Origin of the sequence: Streptomyces sp. NBC_00190 (assembly GCF_036203305.1) — a bacterium.
In the GTDB taxonomy this organism is placed as follows: domain Bacteria; phylum Actinomycetota; class Actinomycetes; order Streptomycetales; family Streptomycetaceae; genus Streptomyces.
On sequence record NZ_CP108131.1, the window covers coordinates 6,505,212 to 6,523,715 of the forward strand.

General features: G+C 65.6%; 16 protein-coding genes. 6 read left to right on the forward strand and 10 right to left on the reverse strand.

Features of this window, described 5'->3' with window-relative positions:
• Positions 1–96 precede the first annotated feature (96 nt).
• Positions 97–1,653, forward strand: coding sequence for a serine/threonine protein kinase (locus OG429_RS30535; RefSeq protein ID WP_328928463.1), 1,557 nt, complete (start codon positions 97–99; stop codon positions 1,651–1,653).
• 10 nt (positions 1,654–1,663) lie between these two features.
• Here OG429_RS30535 and OG429_RS30540 read toward each other — a convergent pair whose 3' ends face one another.
• Positions 1,664–3,745 carry an N-6 DNA methylase gene (locus tag OG429_RS30540; RefSeq protein WP_328928464.1) on the reverse strand — a complete coding sequence of 694 codons (2,082 nt, stop codon included), beginning with the start codon at positions 3,743–3,745 and terminating at the stop codon, positions 1,664–1,666.
• A 576-nt stretch (positions 3,746–4,321) separates the two neighbouring features.
• Here OG429_RS30540 and OG429_RS30545 point away from each other — a divergent pair.
• From OG429_RS30545 to OG429_RS30565, 5 genes are all read left to right on the forward strand, one after another.
• The gene (locus tag OG429_RS30545; RefSeq protein ID WP_328928465.1) at positions 4,322–4,705 is read left to right on the forward strand and encodes an RNaseH domain-containing protein; all 384 of its coding nucleotides are present in this window, start codon (positions 4,322–4,324) and stop codon (positions 4,703–4,705) included.
• Positions 4,706–4,869: 164 nt separating this feature from the next.
• Positions 4,870–5,136, forward strand: coding sequence for a hypothetical protein (locus OG429_RS30550; protein WP_328928466.1), 267 nt, complete (start codon positions 4,870–4,872; stop codon positions 5,134–5,136).
• Positions 5,137–5,467: 331 nt separating this feature from the next.
• Positions 5,468–7,456 (forward strand): helicase HerA domain-containing protein, encoded by a 1,989-nt coding sequence (locus OG429_RS30555; RefSeq protein ID WP_328928467.1) that lies wholly within the window; start codon positions 5,468–5,470, stop codon positions 7,454–7,456.
• Positions 7,457–7,538: 82 nt separating this feature from the next.
• Positions 7,539–8,861 (forward strand): hypothetical protein, encoded by a 1,323-nt coding sequence (locus tag OG429_RS30560; RefSeq protein ID WP_328928468.1) that lies wholly within the window; start codon positions 7,539–7,541, stop codon positions 8,859–8,861.
• 144 nt (positions 8,862–9,005) lie between these two features.
• The gene (locus OG429_RS30565) at positions 9,006–10,124 is read left to right on the forward strand and encodes a DNA adenine methylase (RefSeq protein WP_328928469.1); all 1,119 of its coding nucleotides are present in this window, start codon (positions 9,006–9,008) and stop codon (positions 10,122–10,124) included.
• A gap of 533 nt (positions 10,125–10,657) precedes the next feature.
• On the opposite strand, the gene OG429_RS30570 is transcribed toward OG429_RS30565, so the two are convergent.
• The 9 genes from OG429_RS30570 to OG429_RS30610 all read right to left on the reverse strand — a co-directional run bounded on the left by OG429_RS30570 (position 10,658) and on the right by OG429_RS30610 (position 18,452).
• Positions 10,658–11,953 carry a serine hydrolase domain-containing protein gene (locus OG429_RS30570; RefSeq protein WP_328928470.1) on the reverse strand — a complete coding sequence of 432 codons (1,296 nt, stop codon included), beginning with the start codon at positions 11,951–11,953 and terminating at the stop codon, positions 10,658–10,660.
• Positions 11,950–12,861, reverse strand: coding sequence for an aKG-HExxH-type peptide beta-hydroxylase (locus tag OG429_RS30575; protein WP_328928471.1), 912 nt, complete (start codon positions 12,859–12,861; stop codon positions 11,950–11,952). Before OG429_RS30575 ends, OG429_RS30570 begins: the two co-directional genes overlap by 4 nt.
• 105 nt (positions 12,862–12,966) lie before the next feature.
• The gene (locus tag OG429_RS30580; protein ID WP_328928472.1) at positions 12,967–13,110 is read right to left on the reverse strand and encodes a hypothetical protein; all 144 of its coding nucleotides are present in this window, start codon (positions 13,108–13,110) and stop codon (positions 12,967–12,969) included.
• Positions 13,111–13,223: 113 nt separating this feature from the next.
• On the reverse strand, positions 13,224–14,075 hold the full coding sequence (locus OG429_RS30585; RefSeq protein ID WP_328928473.1) for a protein kinase domain-containing protein: 852 nt from the start codon (positions 14,073–14,075) through the stop codon (positions 13,224–13,226).
• A complete protein-coding gene (locus OG429_RS30590; protein ID WP_328928474.1) occupies positions 14,050–14,727 on the reverse strand; it encodes a hypothetical protein in 678 nt (225 codons plus the stop codon). The genes OG429_RS30585 and OG429_RS30590 overlap by 26 nt, the downstream gene beginning before the upstream one ends.
• Positions 14,728–14,731: 4 nt before the next feature.
• Complete coding sequence (locus OG429_RS30595; RefSeq protein ID WP_328928475.1) at positions 14,732–15,466, reverse strand: hypothetical protein; 735 nt, start codon at positions 15,464–15,466, stop codon at positions 14,732–14,734.
• The gene (locus OG429_RS30600; RefSeq protein ID WP_328928476.1) at positions 15,463–16,095 is read right to left on the reverse strand and encodes a hypothetical protein; all 633 of its coding nucleotides are present in this window, start codon (positions 16,093–16,095) and stop codon (positions 15,463–15,465) included. Before OG429_RS30600 ends, OG429_RS30595 begins: the two co-directional genes overlap by 4 nt.
• On the reverse strand, positions 16,092–17,978 hold the full coding sequence (locus OG429_RS30605) for a radical SAM/SPASM domain-containing protein (RefSeq protein WP_328928477.1): 1,887 nt from the start codon (positions 17,976–17,978) through the stop codon (positions 16,092–16,094). The genes OG429_RS30600 and OG429_RS30605 overlap by 4 nt, the downstream gene beginning before the upstream one ends.
• Before the next feature lie 39 nt (positions 17,979–18,017).
• Positions 18,018–18,452, reverse strand: coding sequence for an NUDIX hydrolase (locus tag OG429_RS30610; protein WP_328928478.1), 435 nt, complete (start codon positions 18,450–18,452; stop codon positions 18,018–18,020).
• Positions 18,453–18,504: the final 52 nt, after the last annotated feature.

Genomic DNA, 18,504 nt, shown 5'->3' on the forward strand with positions numbered 1-18,504 from the left:
CTGTTGTGAACAAAGTCAAGCGATGCCATGAAGGTGCGTCAGTTTCCGCTACTCTGTGCCTCGGTCTGGATCACCCAGGAACGGGGAGGCGTTCACGTGGAGCGCGGCAAGATCATTGATGAACGTTTCCGGATCGACGGAACCCCCTCCGTGGGCGGGATGGGTGCGGTATGTCGTGCGATCGACCTGACCGACGATTCCGTTGTCGCCGTCAAGTTCCTCATTCCCGACGCCGCAAGGTCTGCCCTGGACGCCTGGAGCGTCGAGCCGACGCTCACAGAGTTGCGGCGCTTCGAGCGAGAGATTGCTTTGTACGAGCGTCTGGGTGGTGCAGGCGTCCCGTTCCTGGTGCACCACGGTCGTTTCCGGGTCCGCCCCTATCTGGTTATGCAGTACATCGAGGGAACTGACCTGCGGAAATACCTGAATACGAACTGCAGGCACGTCGGAGTGGCGGTCTCCGTCGCTTTCCAGATCCTGGAGACCCTGGCCCGAGTGCACGAAGCGGACACGGTGCACCGTGACGTCAAGCCCCACAACATCCTCCTGGAGGATGCCACCGGTCGCGCCTACCTGGGCGACTTCGGCATCGCCCTGCTCACCGATCACGACGCGACCCGGTACACCGAGGGGCAGACCCCGGGCACCATGGGGTACAAGGCCCCGGAGGTCCTCGACGGGGAGGAGAACCCCACGGGTGCGGCGGATGTCTATGCCGTAGCCTGCCTGTTCTTCGAACTGGCGGCAGGCCGGCCGGTCTTCGTCCACCCGGCCAGTGACATCCAGATGGCGCAGGCCCATTTGCATGAACCACCGCCCCGTCTCGACCGGGTTCTGCCTGGCTTCCCTTCCCGGCTGGCCGACCTGGTCGACTGGATGCTCGCCAAGGACCCTGCTCGGCGTCCTTCCGCGCGCAGCGCCGCCGAGGCGTTGCGGCCGTACCTGCCCCAGCCCGACGACCCCGAGCCGGTCCCGGCGGTCTACCCTGACCTCACTCTTCCCTTCCGTCGCCCGGCACCCTTGGCTCGTCACGAGTCGAGGCGCGGCGCGCGTTCGGGGGGCCGCTCCCGGATTCGGCGCCCCGGGGGTGCCGTCGACCGGGACGGCCTCCAGCATGCCCTCGCCACTGCGTACGACGAGATCCACGGCGCTGGCTCAGTGCCGGGTCCGGTGGCCAACCGGCTGACAGACTTGCTTTCTCCGGCGCAGAGGCGCTGGGGAGTGTTCGATCCCGATGTGCTCACGGCGCGCGTCCTTGTCGCTGACCGGGAGCGGATTCACCATGAAGGAGTCGGCGCGGACAAGCGGTACCGGGACGTCGTCCGTGACCTGAGGGGCGTGGCTCAGCCCGGCGAGTCGGCTTTCGCGGCGCTCCTCGCGGCCCGCCTGGGGTTGGTGGAGTGCCGAGCATCGGAGATGGGCCTGCCCGGCCAACGGGACGAGGCTCTCGCCGAGTGGGCGCAATGCGCGGCGCAGGTCTGCCACGCTCCTGTAGACGGACTCCTAGGGCAGCAGCATCTGCTGTCGCTCATCCGGGAGCTCGCTGCGTTCATGGCCGAGTGCCCGGAGACGGACTGCTCGCACTCCGACTGTCGTCCCCCGGAACTGATCGAAGTCGTTCTGAACGGCTTGTCGGACGCCGGTCAGGGCTGAGCCGCCACGCTCAGCGGTACTCCAGACGCCCCGTCGCCAAGAGCGCGGACAGCCCGTCGCTCAGCTCTCGTCCGACGCCCCCAAATTCCGCGAGTGCCTTTTCCATCTCGACCAGCTTCCTGTGCACTTCGCCGTACGCCTGCTGTTCTTGCAGCGGCAGCCGCAGCGCGTGGAGTCGGCGGACGTCAACCCGCGAGGCGTTCGAAGCGTGGGCGCCGGCTCGCCTGGCATTCGACCTCTCCCGCAAGCAGGCAGCGAGGAACCACGGGTCGAGGCGGTCTGGATCGACCCGGAGGCGGTACACGTGGTGGCCGAGAGCTCGCGGAGCGGCCGTCTCGACCCATGCGTCGAAGCCGTGTGCCGTGGCGACGACGATCACGTCACCGAACGATGTCAGCGGGAACAGCCCGTCCTGGTCCGCTTGTTCGGCGGCAGTACGGTCGAGCCACTGCTGTTCTTCCGGGCCGATCGCGAGGAGGCCCGTGACCAGTCCGACCCCGTCGTCCGGGACGTCGCCCCGCCGTACCGTTTCCTCCGGCAAGGCGCTGCCGGAGAGGATGCTGAGGGCCTTCGCCTGTTCTAGTTCGGCGACGCTCACGGTTCCGTGACTGACGGCGTCCTGCACCGCAGAGAGTTCGCGCAGGGACCTCCCCGCGTCCTGGGTGGCGAGCAGCCCCTTCTCGTACCGGGTCCACAGGCGCCGCAGGTCCACCGGCCTCGTCGGTCCAGCAGCCGCGGCGTGCCGGGCCGGGGTGAGGTCGGTTTCCTCGCCTAGCAGGTCGGTCACTGGAACGGACACGCTGCCAGGCCCCTCACCGCCCTGAAGCGCGGTGAGAACCCGGTCTCCTATCGCATCCCAGTCGATGGCCGGTAGGCGGGAGGCCGAGACTGTGGATGGTGTGTGGCGGCAGTCCGACGTGTCCACCAGGACCACCGAGTCTGGGGAGCGCGGCGCGGGTGCGGCGAGGACCCACAGGTGGAGTCCAATTCCGTAGGGCGGCGCGGCCCCGGCAGGCAGAGCGACCACCGCGCGGATCACACCAGCCCGGAGCAGACCTGCACGGATGCGGCGCCCGGCCCGGCGGGCGGCCACCCCCGGAGGCAGGAGGACCACGGCCACACCGCCATAGCCGGTGACGCTGGCGCCCTTGCCTTCATCCAGCATGGAGACGATGTGCTGGACCCAGGCCAGTTCCGATTCCGTGCGGGGTGGTTGTCCGTACGTCCAGCGCTGGTCCGTGGCGAGTTCCGTGTGGCCCCAGTCGCGTTCGTTGGCAGGCGGATTGCAGAGTACGACGTCGACCGGTTCGGACGGCGGGCCGATGGTGTTCCGCAGCGTGTCCGTGGCGGTGACCGAGATCAACGCCTGCTGTCCGGTTTCCAGGATCAGCCTGGCATCTGCGACCGAGGATAGAACCGGGTCGGCATCGTTCCCTAGAAGCCCAAGAGGGCGGGGCTCGCTCCCGCCCGCTTCTGGTTCGGACCATCGGCGGGCCGCGGCGAGCAGCAGTGTGCCGGTGCCGCAGGCGGGATCGGCCACCGTCCGCACCGGGTCCGCGCCGCGCACCTCAGCCGCGATGGCAGCCATCAGGGTGGCGAGCGGGGCCGGCGTGGTGGCGATCTGCCGGACGTGCGTGCCCAGCCACCGGTCGAGCAGGAACCGGAAGGTCTCGGCTCCACCCTCGACACCGGCCATGCGCACGGCCTCGTCCACTAGCGCCTGCTCCGCCGAATCTAGCGGTACGCCTTGGTCCGCACGGTCAGCAGCCGCATCCTCATCGGCCACCGACGCGTCGGCGAGTTGTTTGCCGAGACCGGCGACGACTCGGCCCATCCTGTCTCGGTCGCCCAGGTCCGCGACCCGCGGCCACAGCCGTTCCAGCGGACCCGCCGTTGGGGCGATCTTGTCGTTCCGCTTCAGCCATTCCTCGACCGCCTCCAGGGCGAACTGCGGGCTTGCATCCGTGCCGCCGACCGGTTCGGGAAAGTCCGGGTGTCTGCGCCTCCAGTTGCTCACCGCCGCGCGGCCGACCCCCGCGAGACGGGCGATCGCCGCCAGGGTTACCGACACTTGATCCGTACGTTGGGCCATCTCGCTCCTCCCGGAACGCCAGGTGTCGGCAGCCGTCCCGCATGAGCGAAGAGACCCGGCACGCAATCTGTAGCTTGACTTTGTTTTCAGTGTATCGATCCAGGGTGCTGAGCACATCCACCGGTCCGGTGGTCCGACTCGCCCGCCCGTTGTGCGACACGTGTCTTTCCCGCGCGAGTGCACGCAATGAAGGGCAGGCGCCGCTCAGTGGCCAGGTCGGCGTCTTGAAACCAGCGCAGACTGTGATCTTGGACGTGCCACACCTGCCGCCATCCGGTCGGGCGCCCGCCGGACACGGCGTCGGCCCCTGCCGGTTCGGTGAGGTGCCCCTCGTTCACCGGCTTCGCCCCGTGCAGCAACGAGCGGTGACCGGTCAGGCTGTCGTACTCGCTGCCGGTCAGGTCGGCGATCGGGAGCACGGTGTGCAGCGAGCAGGCGAGGGCGGCCGTGTAGATGATGAGCAGGCTGCGGGTCCCGGGGGAGCGGCCGTGCAGGTGCTTGACTCGGTCGAAACGAGCCGCACGCTCTACCAAGTGACCACGGACTTCGGCCTGCCGGCGTGGATCCTGATGCAATGTGCCACGTGGCTACGACGGCGACGGCGCCGGCCGACTGGGTTCCAAGTGCACCCGGTGGGATGCCAAGCGCTCCGTCCACTCGGAGAAGAAAGAGGAGTGCTGCAAAGGCGAGTTGCCCGAGAACTGGTACTCCATGACGGGCCCCGAGATCTATCCGATCACCTGTTCCGAAGGCGACTCCGAGGAAGCCCTCGCTGTCGCGACGGCCAAGCTGTGCCACCAAACACTCTTCTCGTCCGATCGGGCACGCTTCCCCGTGCCGCTCCACGCCGCCAAGCAGATGGACCTCGACCACCCGCAGTACCGGCGCACGGCGCCCCCGGAAGAGAAGCCGACTGCCGAGCCGGGCTCTGCTGATCCGACAACGTCGACAAAGGAGTAACTGCCTGGGAGGAGGGGAGGATGGGGGTGCCGCCGCCAAGGAGGCAACCCCATTGGGCTTCGTCAGGACGCCCCGTTTCCAAGGACCACGATGGCCGAGGCCCAGGAGATCCTTCGGGCTGTTGTGTACGCGCTACCGAGGCCCCTGTCCGGCCCTTCTCCCTGATGCGTCCGGCAGGCCGGCCGGACCTGACGCTCAACTTCGCCTTGCTCTGCAAGGGCCTGGAGAACACCACCGGAGCCCAGCGTGAGCACCGCTTCGGCCTGCTGCTCAAGCACGCTGAAGAGGAGGGCACGAACATCGAGCCGATGCAGGACCATCACCTTCCGGTTCGGCTGCCCGCCCCGCGGTGGCTTGGCGCCGGCCTCGGCTGGATCCTGATGGTCAGGATCGGCATGGACTCGATCGGGGAGGCAGCGCTCCAGCGCTAGCGACCAAGTGGCTCACGTCCTGATCCCCGCGTGTACGAGCCCCGGCTCCACCGTCGACCCGACGGTGGCGCTTTCTTGCGCATCCAGTGGCCAAGAACTGTGGACTCAGATGAGTCTCCACGGTTGAAAATCAGCCACCTCGAAGCACGCCTGGAGGTACGGCCGAGATGACTAGCGAGCGCATTTTCTGAGACTCCCTCAGCTGGTCAGTCAGGGTGTGTCAGACTGCAATCCGCATATCTTCAGGGGAGGAAGAGTGTCTGTAACGTTGTTCCCTGGCGTCGGAGCCGGTGCGCTCCTGGAGTCGACCCTGCTTGCGCAGGACCGGTCGATGCGCATCGGTGCCATCCACCGCCTTGACTACAACGAAGCAATCGTCCTGACTCACGACAAGTGGAAGTTCGACGCAGGGGGCATCCCGCAATACGCGTTCCTGCTCGCCACAGCTCGCGAGATCGACGGAGACTCTCGCGACGATGACGAGGTTCTGCTGCTCCGAGTTGATGGCACCGCACCCCTTGCCATGGAGTCAGATCTGCACGCCGTCCGAGAGGAGGCCCTGCGGGCGGCCCTGTCGAGCAACGGTGACCCGTCCCCCTCAGTAGTGCTCGACGTTAATCTCGATCCGTTCACCAAGAATCGAGTGTCCTTCACTGGACTCAGGTGCCGGATTCTCGGAACCTTCTACGAAGATGACGTGGACGGAAAGAAGCGTCTCGACTTTGGTGCGGACGTTGACAACTTCTACGCTACGTCTACATACCGAGTTTTGAAGCCTGTTGGTGAAGGTCTGTCTGAGATTGCCTCTTACCTTAAGCCGTCTGATAGGGAGGTTGAGAGGGTACGCATCGGATCGGTTCGATATTCTGCAACGCGACGTCGTGCTAAAGCGGCCAAGCAGGATGACTCTGCCGTCATGATCAATATTCATGACTTCATCGGCACCAAGACCGGTCTACTCGGCATGACACGGATGGGCAAGTCCAATACAGCAAAGATCATCATTGCGCGAACGTTTGCCGTTTCCGAACGACGTCGCGCCGCGGGCGGAACGCCGATTGGTCAGCTAATCTTTGACCCTCAGGGCGAATATGCAAATCCGAACACGCAGGATGGCACCGAGATTGCCGCAATCGGCGAACAGCATGTGCGCATCTTCAAGTTCGGTGCTGGGAGCACTGAGCCTCATGTGCGGCCATTGGGCATCAACTTCTTTGACCCTGCCCAGGTTGAAGCGGTGCAGGGGCTCATCGCGGATAAGCTCCGTTCAGATGGATCTGCTGGGTATATCAATGACTTCGCTGTAACTCGCTTCACAGACATCCCTAATGATTACAGCGAGACGACGCGGGCACAGCGAGGCCGCCTGATCCTCTATGCATCTCTGGATCGTGCAGGCTTCGCCCTCCCAAGCCATAACGCAGGTACATCTCAGGCGTTCTCCGTGAAGCTTGCAATCAAAGAAGAGCTGCGCGCCGCGGTTACGGAGAAGGTGCGGAGGAACCTCTTTGCCCCAGCTGGTCGAGCTTTTGCGGTCAAGGGGCAGGATATTCGTCCGCTCGTGGATGCAATCATCGAACTGCGGAATGCGGGCAACGTCGAGGCCCAGAAGTTCTGCGATGACGTGCGCTGGACATCTACCGAACCAATCTATACCGGCCAAACTGGACAGTCCGGAAATGTGCGCGGATGGCGTAATCTTCTCGACCTCAAGGAATTCCACAATGAGGCGACGGACCAAGATCCGTCGGAGGAAATCTATCGCCACTTGACTGATGGTCGCATTGTAATTGTCGACCTTCATGTCGGATCGCCGCCCATCATTAAGGCCCTCTCCGAGAGCATCACTCGGCGTCTACTCGCCAAGCAGACGCTAGTTTTCACTTCAGGAGAGGAACCTCCCTCCATTCAGGTGATGCTCGAGGAGGCCCATAACCTCTTCTCCTCGGACAAGTATAAAGATGACGGCGACATCTGGGTAAAGCTGGCAAAGGAAGCGGCCAAGCTCAATATTGGAATGACCTACGCCACCCAAGAAGTGTCAGGGGTCGCTCACCAGGTGAAGGCAAATACGGCGAACTGGGTGGTCGCGCACCTCAACAACACCAAAGAAGTGCAGGAACTCTCAAGGTTCTACGACTTCGCGGCCTTCGCTTCGGCGATCATCACGGCTGAGGATAGAGGGTACGTGCGCCTAAAGACGCTCTCGTCGCCTTTCATCGTGCCCGTGCAGATCGATAGGTACGACCTCGATCTCGTGAACGAAGCCAGGGCCGCTGCCGGCGATCCCGCCCTCATCCCCTCTCCTCGGAAGGCGTAAGGGTCGCATGCCATACGAGACGGTTAATGGGTCTTTTGAGCGGGCTTCCCGAGTTGGGCACAGCAATGCTGCAATGCGAGCTTTGGCTGACAATTCGAACTTCTACGTCCCTGCCGAGAGCATCGGGGACTTGGAATGGCTGAAGCCCAAAATCAAGAGGGTCGAGCAGTTCTCCGGAGCTGCTAAGGGTGGGCATCTCTCGTCGGCCATAGCAATCGACGGCTCGCGTATGAGCGAGCGCATCCGAGATGGTCTACCTTCGGTAGTGTATGGCTACGCTCAGGCGGCTGCGGCGTACGTGGATCTAGGCGCCATGGAATTTCAGAGGGCTGAAAGGTTCGTCGACCCGGTAGCTATCGAGTCGGCGGTAAACACCGCACTGGTTTCGCTCGATCTACCCGTTGCTGGGGCGTACACGCGGCCTAGCATCGGAATAGCCACCTCTTGGCGCGAGAACCTCGATCGGATATTTCGGACGAAAAAAGTCGAGGTGAATAGGCTCGATCAGACCCTCTTAGACCTACTCATGCTCGTCCATGGCACCCCTGGTCGACCTGCTAGGGGCGTCCCGGTCAATTGCCCGGCCGACGACTGCGACGCTCAGGACGTGCTGATCTCGACGCAAGGCGGCGTCTGCCCAATTTGCGAGCAGGTGCTGTACCCCACGGATGTCCTGCGCATCCACGAGGAGGTGATGGAGGAGGGAACGAACGAATCCGCCCTCGGTCGCCTGATGTCTGTCGTTGAACTCCTCGTGCTAGTGGGACTCACCAGCCTGCTCTGGGAGCAATCACGAGACGACCTTCTGTGTTCCACTCTATTCATTGTGGATGGTCCGCTGGCTATGTATGGCCCGCCGGCCAAGCTTCGTGGTCGAGCCCAGGAGTACTTCCAGGCGATGGCTGCAACCACCCCCGGTGACGGGCCGTACCTGTGCGGCTTGGAAAAGACCGGAGCAATGGTCGACTATGCTCAGCAGTTGGCGCGCCATGAGGTCCTACAGCCCGGCGACCTCCTTGTCTGTGACGAGGAGGTCGTTAAAGTGGTGACTAACACCGCAAATGCATCCTCATACGGCAAGGAGACCTACTGGGGGCGTAAGTTTATCTACCGAGCCAAAGATGGGCGCATTGTTGTGCCGACTGTTATGCCAGTGACAGGTGCTGCGTACGATGCTCGAGGTGGCCAGGCCGGCCCGCAGGGGTATCCGACCTTGCCGGCGATCCTTGACGTGATCGACCGAACCGGATCATCCATGTACAAGGATGGCATCATCCCTGTCGCAGTGGCACATGGCAAGGCGGCGTTCCCCATCGGTGTCGGCACAGATGTACTCCGGCTGGTTGCGGAACATAAACTGGGCCTTGGGGCATCTACTCGGGGGACGCAGGTCAGTGGGATATAGCGGGAGGGCTGGATGAGTTCGGACAGTTTGCCAGGAGTGGTTACTGCCTGGTCGACGAGGCATGTCCAGCCCCCGCACGTCCCCAGCCGCCTAGCAGCTATTCCCAATGCTCCACGGAGCATTGGGAATCCAATGAGGGCTGGATTGCGGGTTGAAGATGTAGATCACCCTTTGGCGCAGGGGAGGTATCAGACCCCGCTCAGGTACCCTGGCGCAAAGACAGGCCTTTCTAGCCTGATTGGTAATCTCATCGAATCGGCGAAGACTTCATCTCAGATTCGAAAAGTTGACCTTCTTGTTGAGCCATTCGCCGGGGGTGCCTCCACATCCCTGCGACTGGTCGGAGCCGGGATCGTCAATCGAATTTTGCTAGCAGATGCGGACCCCTTGGTCGCTGCGTTTTGGCAAGTGGCTGCTGCGGATACAGAGAACTTCGTCGGCCGGATGGCAGAAGAGCACGCTCTATATATCAGCCCTGGTGGATCGACTGCACTCGATCGCTGGGATTACTGGCGGGCCTGGACGCCTGCTGCTGGAATGTCGGAATCGACCGCGCGTTTCGAAACCGCAGTTAAGTGCCTCTTTCTCAATCGGACTACCTTCTCGGGTATCCTCCATGGCAGTGCCGGCCCGATTGGCGGACGGAAGCAAGAATCCCAGTACGGGATAGGTTGCCGATTTAATGTAGAGCCTCTGTCTGAGCGCATTCGTTACGTAGGTCACTTGTACGACACGAACCGCCTCGTGGATGTCTGGTGCAAGGACTGGAAAGATACGCTGGCTGACGTACCAGAATGGTATGCCGACCTGATTCCTGATCAGGTGGTTGCGTATCTGGATCCTCCGTATATCGAGAAATCCGAAAAGCTCTATCAGAGGTCATTTTATTCGCAGGTGAATAATTCGATGTCACCTGTGGATGATTTGAACTGGTCGGACCGTTTCCCTCATTACCGCCTGGCTGAATATCTGCGAAATAGGATGCAATTTCGCTGGGTTCTTTCTTATGACGCCAAGCCGCAGCTCCTCTCGAACCCCTGGCTATATGCTGGCGACAGGATGACTCCCGGCGCGACGGAGAAGGAGGTCCTGGGTGTCAAAGAGTGGAGGATCTCAAAGAGGCTTGTCTCTCTCCGGTACACGGCTTCAGCCCGTCAAGGGCGTGGTGCTGCAGATGAATTGTTGGTCACTACCCTTCCGCCCTCGACAGTTCCGCAAGACGGCGACTTTCGGCCCGTCGGCGAAATGTTGCCAAGTGAGTAGACGGCTGAAGAAGAGGTAACTGGGCTGTCGCCCCGACGCCACGCCAGTGTGACGTCGGGGGCGGCAGTAGCGGTGTGAGCCAGATCGAGAGTCCAGGCTCTCGGTGGTCGGTTACGACTGCAGGGCTTCGTTGCGGCCGCGGTGGCGACCACGACGCCGTCGTGATGTCGCATCGGCGTGGTTCAGCCGATCAGGCTCAGCTTCGGGTGGTCTATCTGCGCAGAGCACCGATTGCCACACGCGCTCGTGGAGTTCGGTGATGCAGGGGCTGCGCGCGAACATCGGGGCCTGTATGCCTGCCACGCTCACCGGTCCTATCCATAAGACGCGGGTCCAGCGTTGCCCGCAGTACAGCCAACAGAAGCCGTCGATCCATGGGTTCCCGTCATCGGTCTGGGCGGGCGCGGGCAGACCGTTGCTGGCGAACGAGGCCATCCCAGGAATCACCATGCGGTCAAACATCGGGAGTCTGTCCAGTTCGATCTTCTGCTAGCCGGTGAGGCGAGGACGGGAAGCGGTCTCGTGGCGGATGGCTACTGGCGGATGTACGCGAGCCCTGGGGCACGGTCGAGGTCGAGGGTGAAGCGGTCAACCTGATCCATGCTGCTGGGGATGGTGAGGGTGTAGCCATTGCCGACGTGGACGCCCGGTCCTGTCGGGGTGAGCTGGTCCCTTGTCCCTCGGCGCCACAGGTGGAGGGCGCCGGCGCTGCTGGTGAGCTGCAGGCTGCCGAGGGCTTGGTCGCATGTGAAGGTGCCGATCTCTGTGTGCCGGTCGCGGTCGTCGAGTATGGGCTGGGTTCGTACGACAGTGCCCGGGATTCGCTCCAGGGTCGCGGCGCGGAGGAGGACTTCCTTGGGGGGCAGCATCGGCTGCTCGTGGAGGTCCCGGAGGATGGCGGCGGTGACGCGGTCGGTTGAGAGCCCGGCGTTGTTGGACAGGGCGATCACGCGTAGCCCTGATGCTTCCACGTGGGCAGCGGCGGAGAACCCCTGTTCGTGGCCGTAGTGGAAGACGGCAGTGCGGCCGGGGCGGGCGTCGGCGTAGAGCCCGGGGCCGTAGAGATAGGGCTCGTGGTCGCTGGGCTCGTAGTCGACAGCTTCCTGCCAGGGGAGCTGGTGGGGGTGCTGCCAGTGCTGGTGGAGGTGGGTGAGCCAGCGGTCGAGGTCGCCGACTGTGGTCCATAGGGTGCCGGGTCCGGGCAGGGTGACCGGCGTTTCCGTGTGCTGCCACCCGTGTTGGGTGGCCTGGTAGGCGGATGCGGCTCCGGGGATGACCTGGCGGGGGTCCGTCTTGAAGCGGGTGGAGTGCATGCCGAGCGGGCCGAGAACGCGGTGCCGGACGAGGTCGGGCAGTGTGGTTCGGTGGACCGTTTCGAGGATCTCTGCCAGGAGGAGGTAGTTGGTGTTGCTGTAGAGGAAGCGGTCTTTGGGGACGGCGCGCTGATCCTGCCGGTAGGCGAGGGTTCGCAAGTCGTCGGCCGTGTAGTGGTCGAGGTCCCGGAAGCCGGCGAGGGAGAGCAGGGACTCGGCGTCGCGTATGCCCGACCGGTGGGTGACCAGGTCCGCGACGGTGACATCGCTGATCTTGAGTCGGGGCAGCAGGTCAGCGGCCCGCTGGCCCAGCTGCAGCAGGTTGTCACTCGCGGAGAGCAGGATCAGGTGGGCGGTGATCTGCTTCGCGACGGAACCGACGTTGAAGATGGTGTCCGGTCCGATGGGCAGTCCGTGTTCGAGGCTGGCCAGACCGGTGTGTAGAAGAGCGGGCTCTTCGCCCGGCTGGTGGACCAGCAGGGACAGGCCGGGCTCCTCGTCGCGGGCCGCGTTCACAGGGCGAGGGCCTGGTGGTGGGCGGCAGCGAGGCGATCGCGGAGATCGTCGTTGCTGATCAGCTCCAGCGCGCGGGCATGATCGGGCGCGGTTCCGGCGAGGAGGCTTCGCTGCTGGTCGAGGTAGGCAGTCAGGAACCGGTGCAAGTCTCCCGTGGCGCTGTTCAGTGCGTGGGCGGTGAACAGCATGGTGAGCGGGAACGCCCAGCAGGCGTGGAGGAAGCCGAACGCTGGCCGCATCGTCTGCTTCCACGGGGAGTGGAAGTGCGCAGCGTCGCTGATCTTGCATCCCGTTGCCGCGAGAGCGTCGTTCAGCCAGTTGTGCCCGGCCTCGTGGATCAGGTCGCGGGCCAGGACTACCGGGTCGTCGACGTGGTCCATGAAGACCGTGCCCGGCAGGCGGCTGATGGTCCAGCTGTCGAGGGTCTCGCCGAGGTTCTTCGTCCGCAGCAGGCACAGGACGACGGCGTGCGCGGCAAGCAGATCACCGAAGCCCGCTCGTGCGGCGCTGGCGTAAGCGTCGGCCGCGAGGCTGCGCAGGTGGGGCTGGGCGGGCTCGGTACCGGGGCCGAGGACGTAATAGGGGGTCTCTGAGATCGCGGATCGGGGCAGGTCGGCGAGTGTGGGCGTGACGACCACGCGGACGCCGACCGCGGTGGGAATGGAGTCGGTGGTGGCCCCCGCGTCGGGGTGGGCGACGTACCAGTCGAAGGTCGCGGCATCGCCGGCGCGGGCGGCTGCTTCGGCTCCTTCGAGGGCGTGGTGAGCCAGGCAGTAGTCGGCCGCCGCACTGGCGCCGGGCTGAGGCGCCCGGACTCCGGGGCGGATGACCGCGTGGATGCGCTGCGTCCGCTCGAGGTGGAGACGGCCGATCGGCGGGAGGTCGAAGAGGTCGGCGAGGGTGTGCATGAGGCGGCTCTCCTGTTCGGTGGCGGGCCTGGGGCCGGGCCGCAGGTGGCGGCCCGGCCCCAGGTGTGTTCACCGGCGGCGCTCAGCGTGCCGGGCGGCTGTGGTTCAGGCGGTGGTGGTCGCCGCCTTGGCCGCCGGCCAGCCCTCGGCCGAGACGCTGGAGGTGTGGGCGGTGGTACGGACGGTCTCGTCCTCGCCGCGCAGGTCCTCGACGTTGGCGAGGAATTCGGCGATGCGGTCCTGGTTCATGAGGTGTTCCGCCTTTCGGTCTCGTTGGCTTCGGCTTGTTCCGCTTGCTGTGTTGTGGCGCCCGGTACGCGGCGGTGCTCTCGCCCTGGGCATGAGGGGCTCCCTCGCGTCGATCAGCGTTGGTGGAGGTCGGCCGCTGTGCGGAGCGCGGTGTGTAGGTCGTCCATGGCGGGGCGGTCGCCCGCGGCGTCGGAGAGAGCGCCGGTGACGACGCTGCGCAGCGGCTCGAGGATGAGGGGGAGTTTCGTACGGCCGGCGAGGCGGGGGATGTCCGCGCACAGGTAGCGGTAGATGAGGACGGCGAGGCTGAACACGTCGGCTGCCGGGGTGGCCTCGTGGTAGCCAGTGAGGTACTCCGGCGGCCAGTGGACCTCGGGGCCGCGGTGTTCAGGCCCGCGCGGGGTGGACAGGCGGCGGGCGGCTCCGAGGTCGGTGATCAGGCCCCGGCCCTGGTCGATGAGGATGTTCTCCTGGTAGACGTCGCGGTGGACGATTCCACGCTGGTGCAGGTTGTCCAAGCCGTCGGCGACGTCGGCGAGGATGCTGAGACCCTTCCCGGTGTCTTTCGACGAGGCCATGAAGGCCCGGAAGTTCCTGCCGTCGCAGTGCGGCATGGTGTACCAGTCGAACCGCTCCGAGCTGCCCTGTTCCAGCAGCGGGACGACGTGATCGGTTCCTCCGGCGGCAGCGGTCAGCTCCGCCTCATGGTGAAAGTCTTCACGGGTGAGGGCACGTTCGGTCTCGGTCATCTGCGCGTACCAATAGAAACCGTACGCGGCCGGCTTCTGGCTGGGGTCGAGGTCGGCGAGGACGTGGTTGCTGCCGAAGCCCGCCTTCAGTACGACGTCCTGCTTGCCGGGGCGGCTCGCTCTGACCAGGGTGCTGGCCCGCGTGAACGCGAGGAGGTCGCTGATGTGCCACCCGTCCGTGCGGAGCTGATCAAGGACCCAGGCTGCGGGATGCATCGGGTGCAGGTTCATCGGCTCGCTTCCTGTTCTTGGGGCTGCCGGCCGAGCGGAGGTCCTCCATGCAGGCGTCGACCAGGGCTTCGAGATCGGCATGGGTCATGCAGGGGTGCTTCAGCACGGGAAGGCCAGTGGCCTTGGTCCAGGCGTCGGCGGCCTCGTTGTAGAGGTCGGCCAGCCGGGCGGCGGCCTCGGGGTGTTCGGTGAAGCGGCGTTCTGTCGCGCGTCGAGTGATGCGGGTGTGGCAGATGTCGGGCTCGGTGGTCAGCAGGACGGTCAGCTGCGGACGGGCCTGGGTTTGCTCGGCGAGGCGCTCGACGTACGCGTCGACGGGCTGCTGGTGGAGCAGGGCGAGCAGGCAGGCGGTGGAGAGGGTGAACCGGTCGGCGAGGACCGGGCCCTCGGTGAGGGCGACGGCGATGTTGAAGCGGGAGTGCAGGGCCAAGTCCTGTGTGGCGGCCTCGATGGCCTCCTGCTCGTCCCCTCCGTGGCCGGCCCGCAGGCGGATCAGGGTGCGGGTGGCCGAGTGGGAGAGCCAGGAGCACTGGCCGATGTGGCTGAGGGGGATGCCCTCGGCGTGGGCAGTGGCCAGGAGTTGGTCGCGGAGGGTGCTTTTTCCGGCGCCCGCTATGCCTTCCAAAGCCAGGAGCACGCGCTCACCCGGCCGCGGTGGGCTCGGCGATGAGCCAGCTGATGAACTTGGCGACCCGGCCAGCGGTGACCGGGAGGGTTCCGTGCGCGAGCTGGGAGCCGTACAGCAGGGCGGTACCGGGCGCCGGGGCGACGCTCCAGCGGGTTCGGGGCATCTGCTGGAACCAGGTCGCGGAGTTGTCCGCGCCGTCGTGGGCCAGCCACATGCCCTCCGCGTAGCCGTTCGATGCGGCATCGGGGGCCTTGCCGTTCCACAGCCGGTCGCTGGAGGAGGTCTCGACGTAGAAGTCGCCCCCGGCGTCGGCCTGGGTGATCACGACGCTGATGCCGGCGATCTGGCGGGGCCAGGCGAGCGGGTCGGGGGCGATGCCGTCGAGGTGGCAGGTGATGTGCTGGCCCACGCCGTACTCGACGTACGTCCACGGGCGGCAGATGGTGATCGAGGGCATGACGCGGGAGAGCTCCGGGCGAGCGCGTTCGAAGGCGTCGCCCAGGAGCTTCTCGGCGGCCTGGGGGATCGAGGGGATCTCGACGCGTCCGGCCGGCTCGTAGACGGCCATGGCTTGTTCGGGGCTGTGGCCGGGGATCTCGTGGATGGAGGTGCGGCGCTCGTCACCGAAGCGGCTGGTGCCGCCGTTGGTCAGGACGTCGTTCATCAGATTGGCGAGGTGGGTCCGCTCGGCGTTGCTGAGGAAGTTCTCGATGCTTCCGACGCCGACGGTCTCGGCTATGTGGATCACTTCGTGGTTCCCCCTTGCTGGAGCACGCGGTGGATGTCGTTCAGGTCCGTGCAGTGGTTGAGCCAGCTGACGACCGGCCTACGGGTGGCAGCCAGCGGGTCCCGCCACAGGGCGAGGAGCTCTCCGGTCAACGGCAGGGCGCTGCTGTCGGGCAGCAGGTCAGCAGCAGGTGTCTCGGCCTGGGCCAGGGTGCGGCACGAGGTCCCGTGCTGCTGGGTGAAGACGAGGGCGAGACGGGTTGCGGCCGTGGTGCGGCAGGCCCACACGAGGGGGTCCGGGGGCAGTGGCAGTCCGTATGAGCGGTGTTCGGTGACTGCCCATGCCTGGGCGATGGCGGCGCCGGAGGCTGCGATGCGGCAGGCCGCGCAGCATCGGTGGTCGGAGTCCGGGCATGGGCGGAGGTGCTCGCCGAGGGTGGTTGCGATCTCGTCGAGGACTGCCCAAGCGGTCCTCGCCAGCACGGTTCCGACGTCTGGCTGTCCGGATCCCGCGGTGTCCTTTTGGTTGCAGCAAGGCTCGCCCGCTCCGGGCTGCTCGCTGGAGGTGAGGGCGGGTTCGATGAACAGGGTGTGGAAGTAGGCGATGCGTCCGAGGAGCTGGTGAATGGTGACCGCGTCGCCGGGCTTCATCGCAGCACCCCCTCGGGGGCTTGCGGCGACGCCGGTAGCGGGCAGGCGCACGCGGATTCGGCCTCGGGGCGCTCGGCATCGAGGGCTGCGGCCAACACAGCGGTGGCCTCGTCCAGGCGGGCAAAGTAGCCGTCCCACCCCTGACCGGAGCCGGGGTCCAGGCTCAGGTCGAGGACCGGGGTGGTGGTGCCCGTGTTCTCACAGGTGAGCTCCGAGCGTCCGACGTTGACCTCGATGCCCTCGGGGAAGAGGGCGGTTGCGAAGGTGGCAGCGCGGCACAGGGCCGCAGCAGCGCGGGCGTACTCCTGGCGGTCGCGGGGGAGGAGCCCGATGCGTAGACCCGTTGGGGCCAGGTCCGTGCCGGTGTACTGGTGGCCCTGGCAGCTGTCGTACGTCACGAGCCCCCAGGCTCGGGTGACCGTGTCGACCAACGGCCAGACGCCGGGTTCGATGGCGGCCCGCCACATCGGGTGGGCTGGGGTCAGGTCGTCGGCCTCGTGGATACCGGCGAGGCCGACAGTGTTGATATTGCCGTGCTCACTGGTGTGCAGCCTGACTTCGTTGCCGACGAGGTCGGGAGTGTCCCAGCGGTTCAGGAAGGCGTTCACGTCGTGCATGCTGTTCGGGGTGCGCGGGCGCCAGCGCAGGCTCTGGCACCAGGCGCCGGCGGGGTGCGCCGGCTGGGCCAGCAGGGCGGCGACGCCGTCGATCATGCGCATGCGGTAGTCGCAGTACGCGTCGTGATCGTTGGTCGGGTCCTGGCGCCAGCGGGTGGCGATGCACCCTCCGCCGCAGGTGGTGCGGTAGTCGCAGGTCGTGCACCTGTCCATCAGGGCTTTGCCCTGATCCAGGAGGAGGGAGTCCTGCTGGGCGCGGACCACCTCGTGCTCGTCGGCCGTGGACTCCAGCTGGGTGAGGCGGGCCTGGGGCCAGGGAAGTTCGTCGCAGCTCCCGAGGCGGCCATCGGGGTAGAGGGTGAAGACGTGGTCGCACTTGAGGTCGGAGAAGTGGCAGAAGCCTGTCGTCAGACCCCGTAATCGCCGGATCGTGGAGACGGCCGGTTCCAGCTTGATACGGGCGCAGTGTCCGGCGGTGATCCAGTAGGCGGTGGCGGCAATGACGAACTGGGCGTATTCGTCAGGATGGATCGCCCAGGCCGGGCCATCGGCTGCGTTCACGGCAGCCTGCTGAAGCAGTCGGCTGGCTGACTTGCGCCTGCTCGGCAGGGCCGTGGAGCGGCGGATCGTGGAGTCGAAGCAGGGTACGAAGCTGATCGCGTTGACCGAACCGAAGCCGGCGAGGTGGTCCAGCACCTCTTCGGCGCGGTCCAGCACCGCCGGGGTCACCGCGGCGATCACACCGACGCTCCGGCCCTGCTCCGCGAGAAGGTTCAGGGCGGCGGCGACGCGCGGATACACGGGCTTGCCGTCGTAGCCAACACGCCAGGCGTTGCCCTGGGCGTCCCCGTCGAGGGAGATACCGATTCGGAGGCCAGGGCAGAGAGTGTCGAACATGTCGAGCCACCCGCCGTCGAGCAGGACACCGTTGGTCTGCAGGCTGACACGGACGACCTGCGGCAGGTCGGCGAGCTCCGCGAGGATCTCGCCGATGTGCTCCCGTCCCGCAGTCAGGGGCTCGCCGCCGTGGAGTTCGACGGCGAGCTTGCGGCCCTTGAAGATGTCGGCCAGGCGCCTGATCTGGTCGGCGCTGACCCTGGCGCCCCCAGGCGCCTCCTTGCGCTTCTCGTAGCAGTAGAGGCAGTCGATGTCGCACGTCTCGCCGCGCGTCTTGACGATGACCGACACCGCGGTGCCGGTGTCATCGGCGTCCAGGTTCCGGTAGAGCCTGTTGATCGTGTGGCGCTGTTCTGTGCTGTGGTTCATCGGCTGCCCCCTCCTATGCTGCCGTGACCGGATGCCTGGCTAGTCGGACAGACGCCCCAGCAGGGCGCCCTGGCCGGACTGGAGAATGTGTGCGGCCTCCAGCGGCATCCAGAAGCACTCGAAGTGAGTCGGCTCCTGCTCGCCGTCGTGGTCCTCTTGGCTCATCCACCGCTCCGGGGTCGGCTCGGTGAGCTCCAGGTAGAAGACGTGCCGGTGCTGGATCTCGAATCGGTACGGGCTGATGTCGTACTCGGTCTCGCCGAGCTTGCGGACGATCTTGAAGTCCGACAGGCCGGTCTCCTCGCGGGCCTCGCGCAGAGCGGCGGCCTCCGGGGTCTCACCGGGACGGATGCTGCCTGCGGGCACCTGGATGCCAACCTCCTCGTAGGAGTAGTCGGTGTGGCGGAACACCAGCAGGCGCCCGTCGCGCACGACGTAGACGAGGACCTTTTCCTTCGTGACCTTCTCGGGCATAGCAACAACCTCCACTTGGTACAGGAGCTGATTCGTGGGCCGGCCCGGTAGA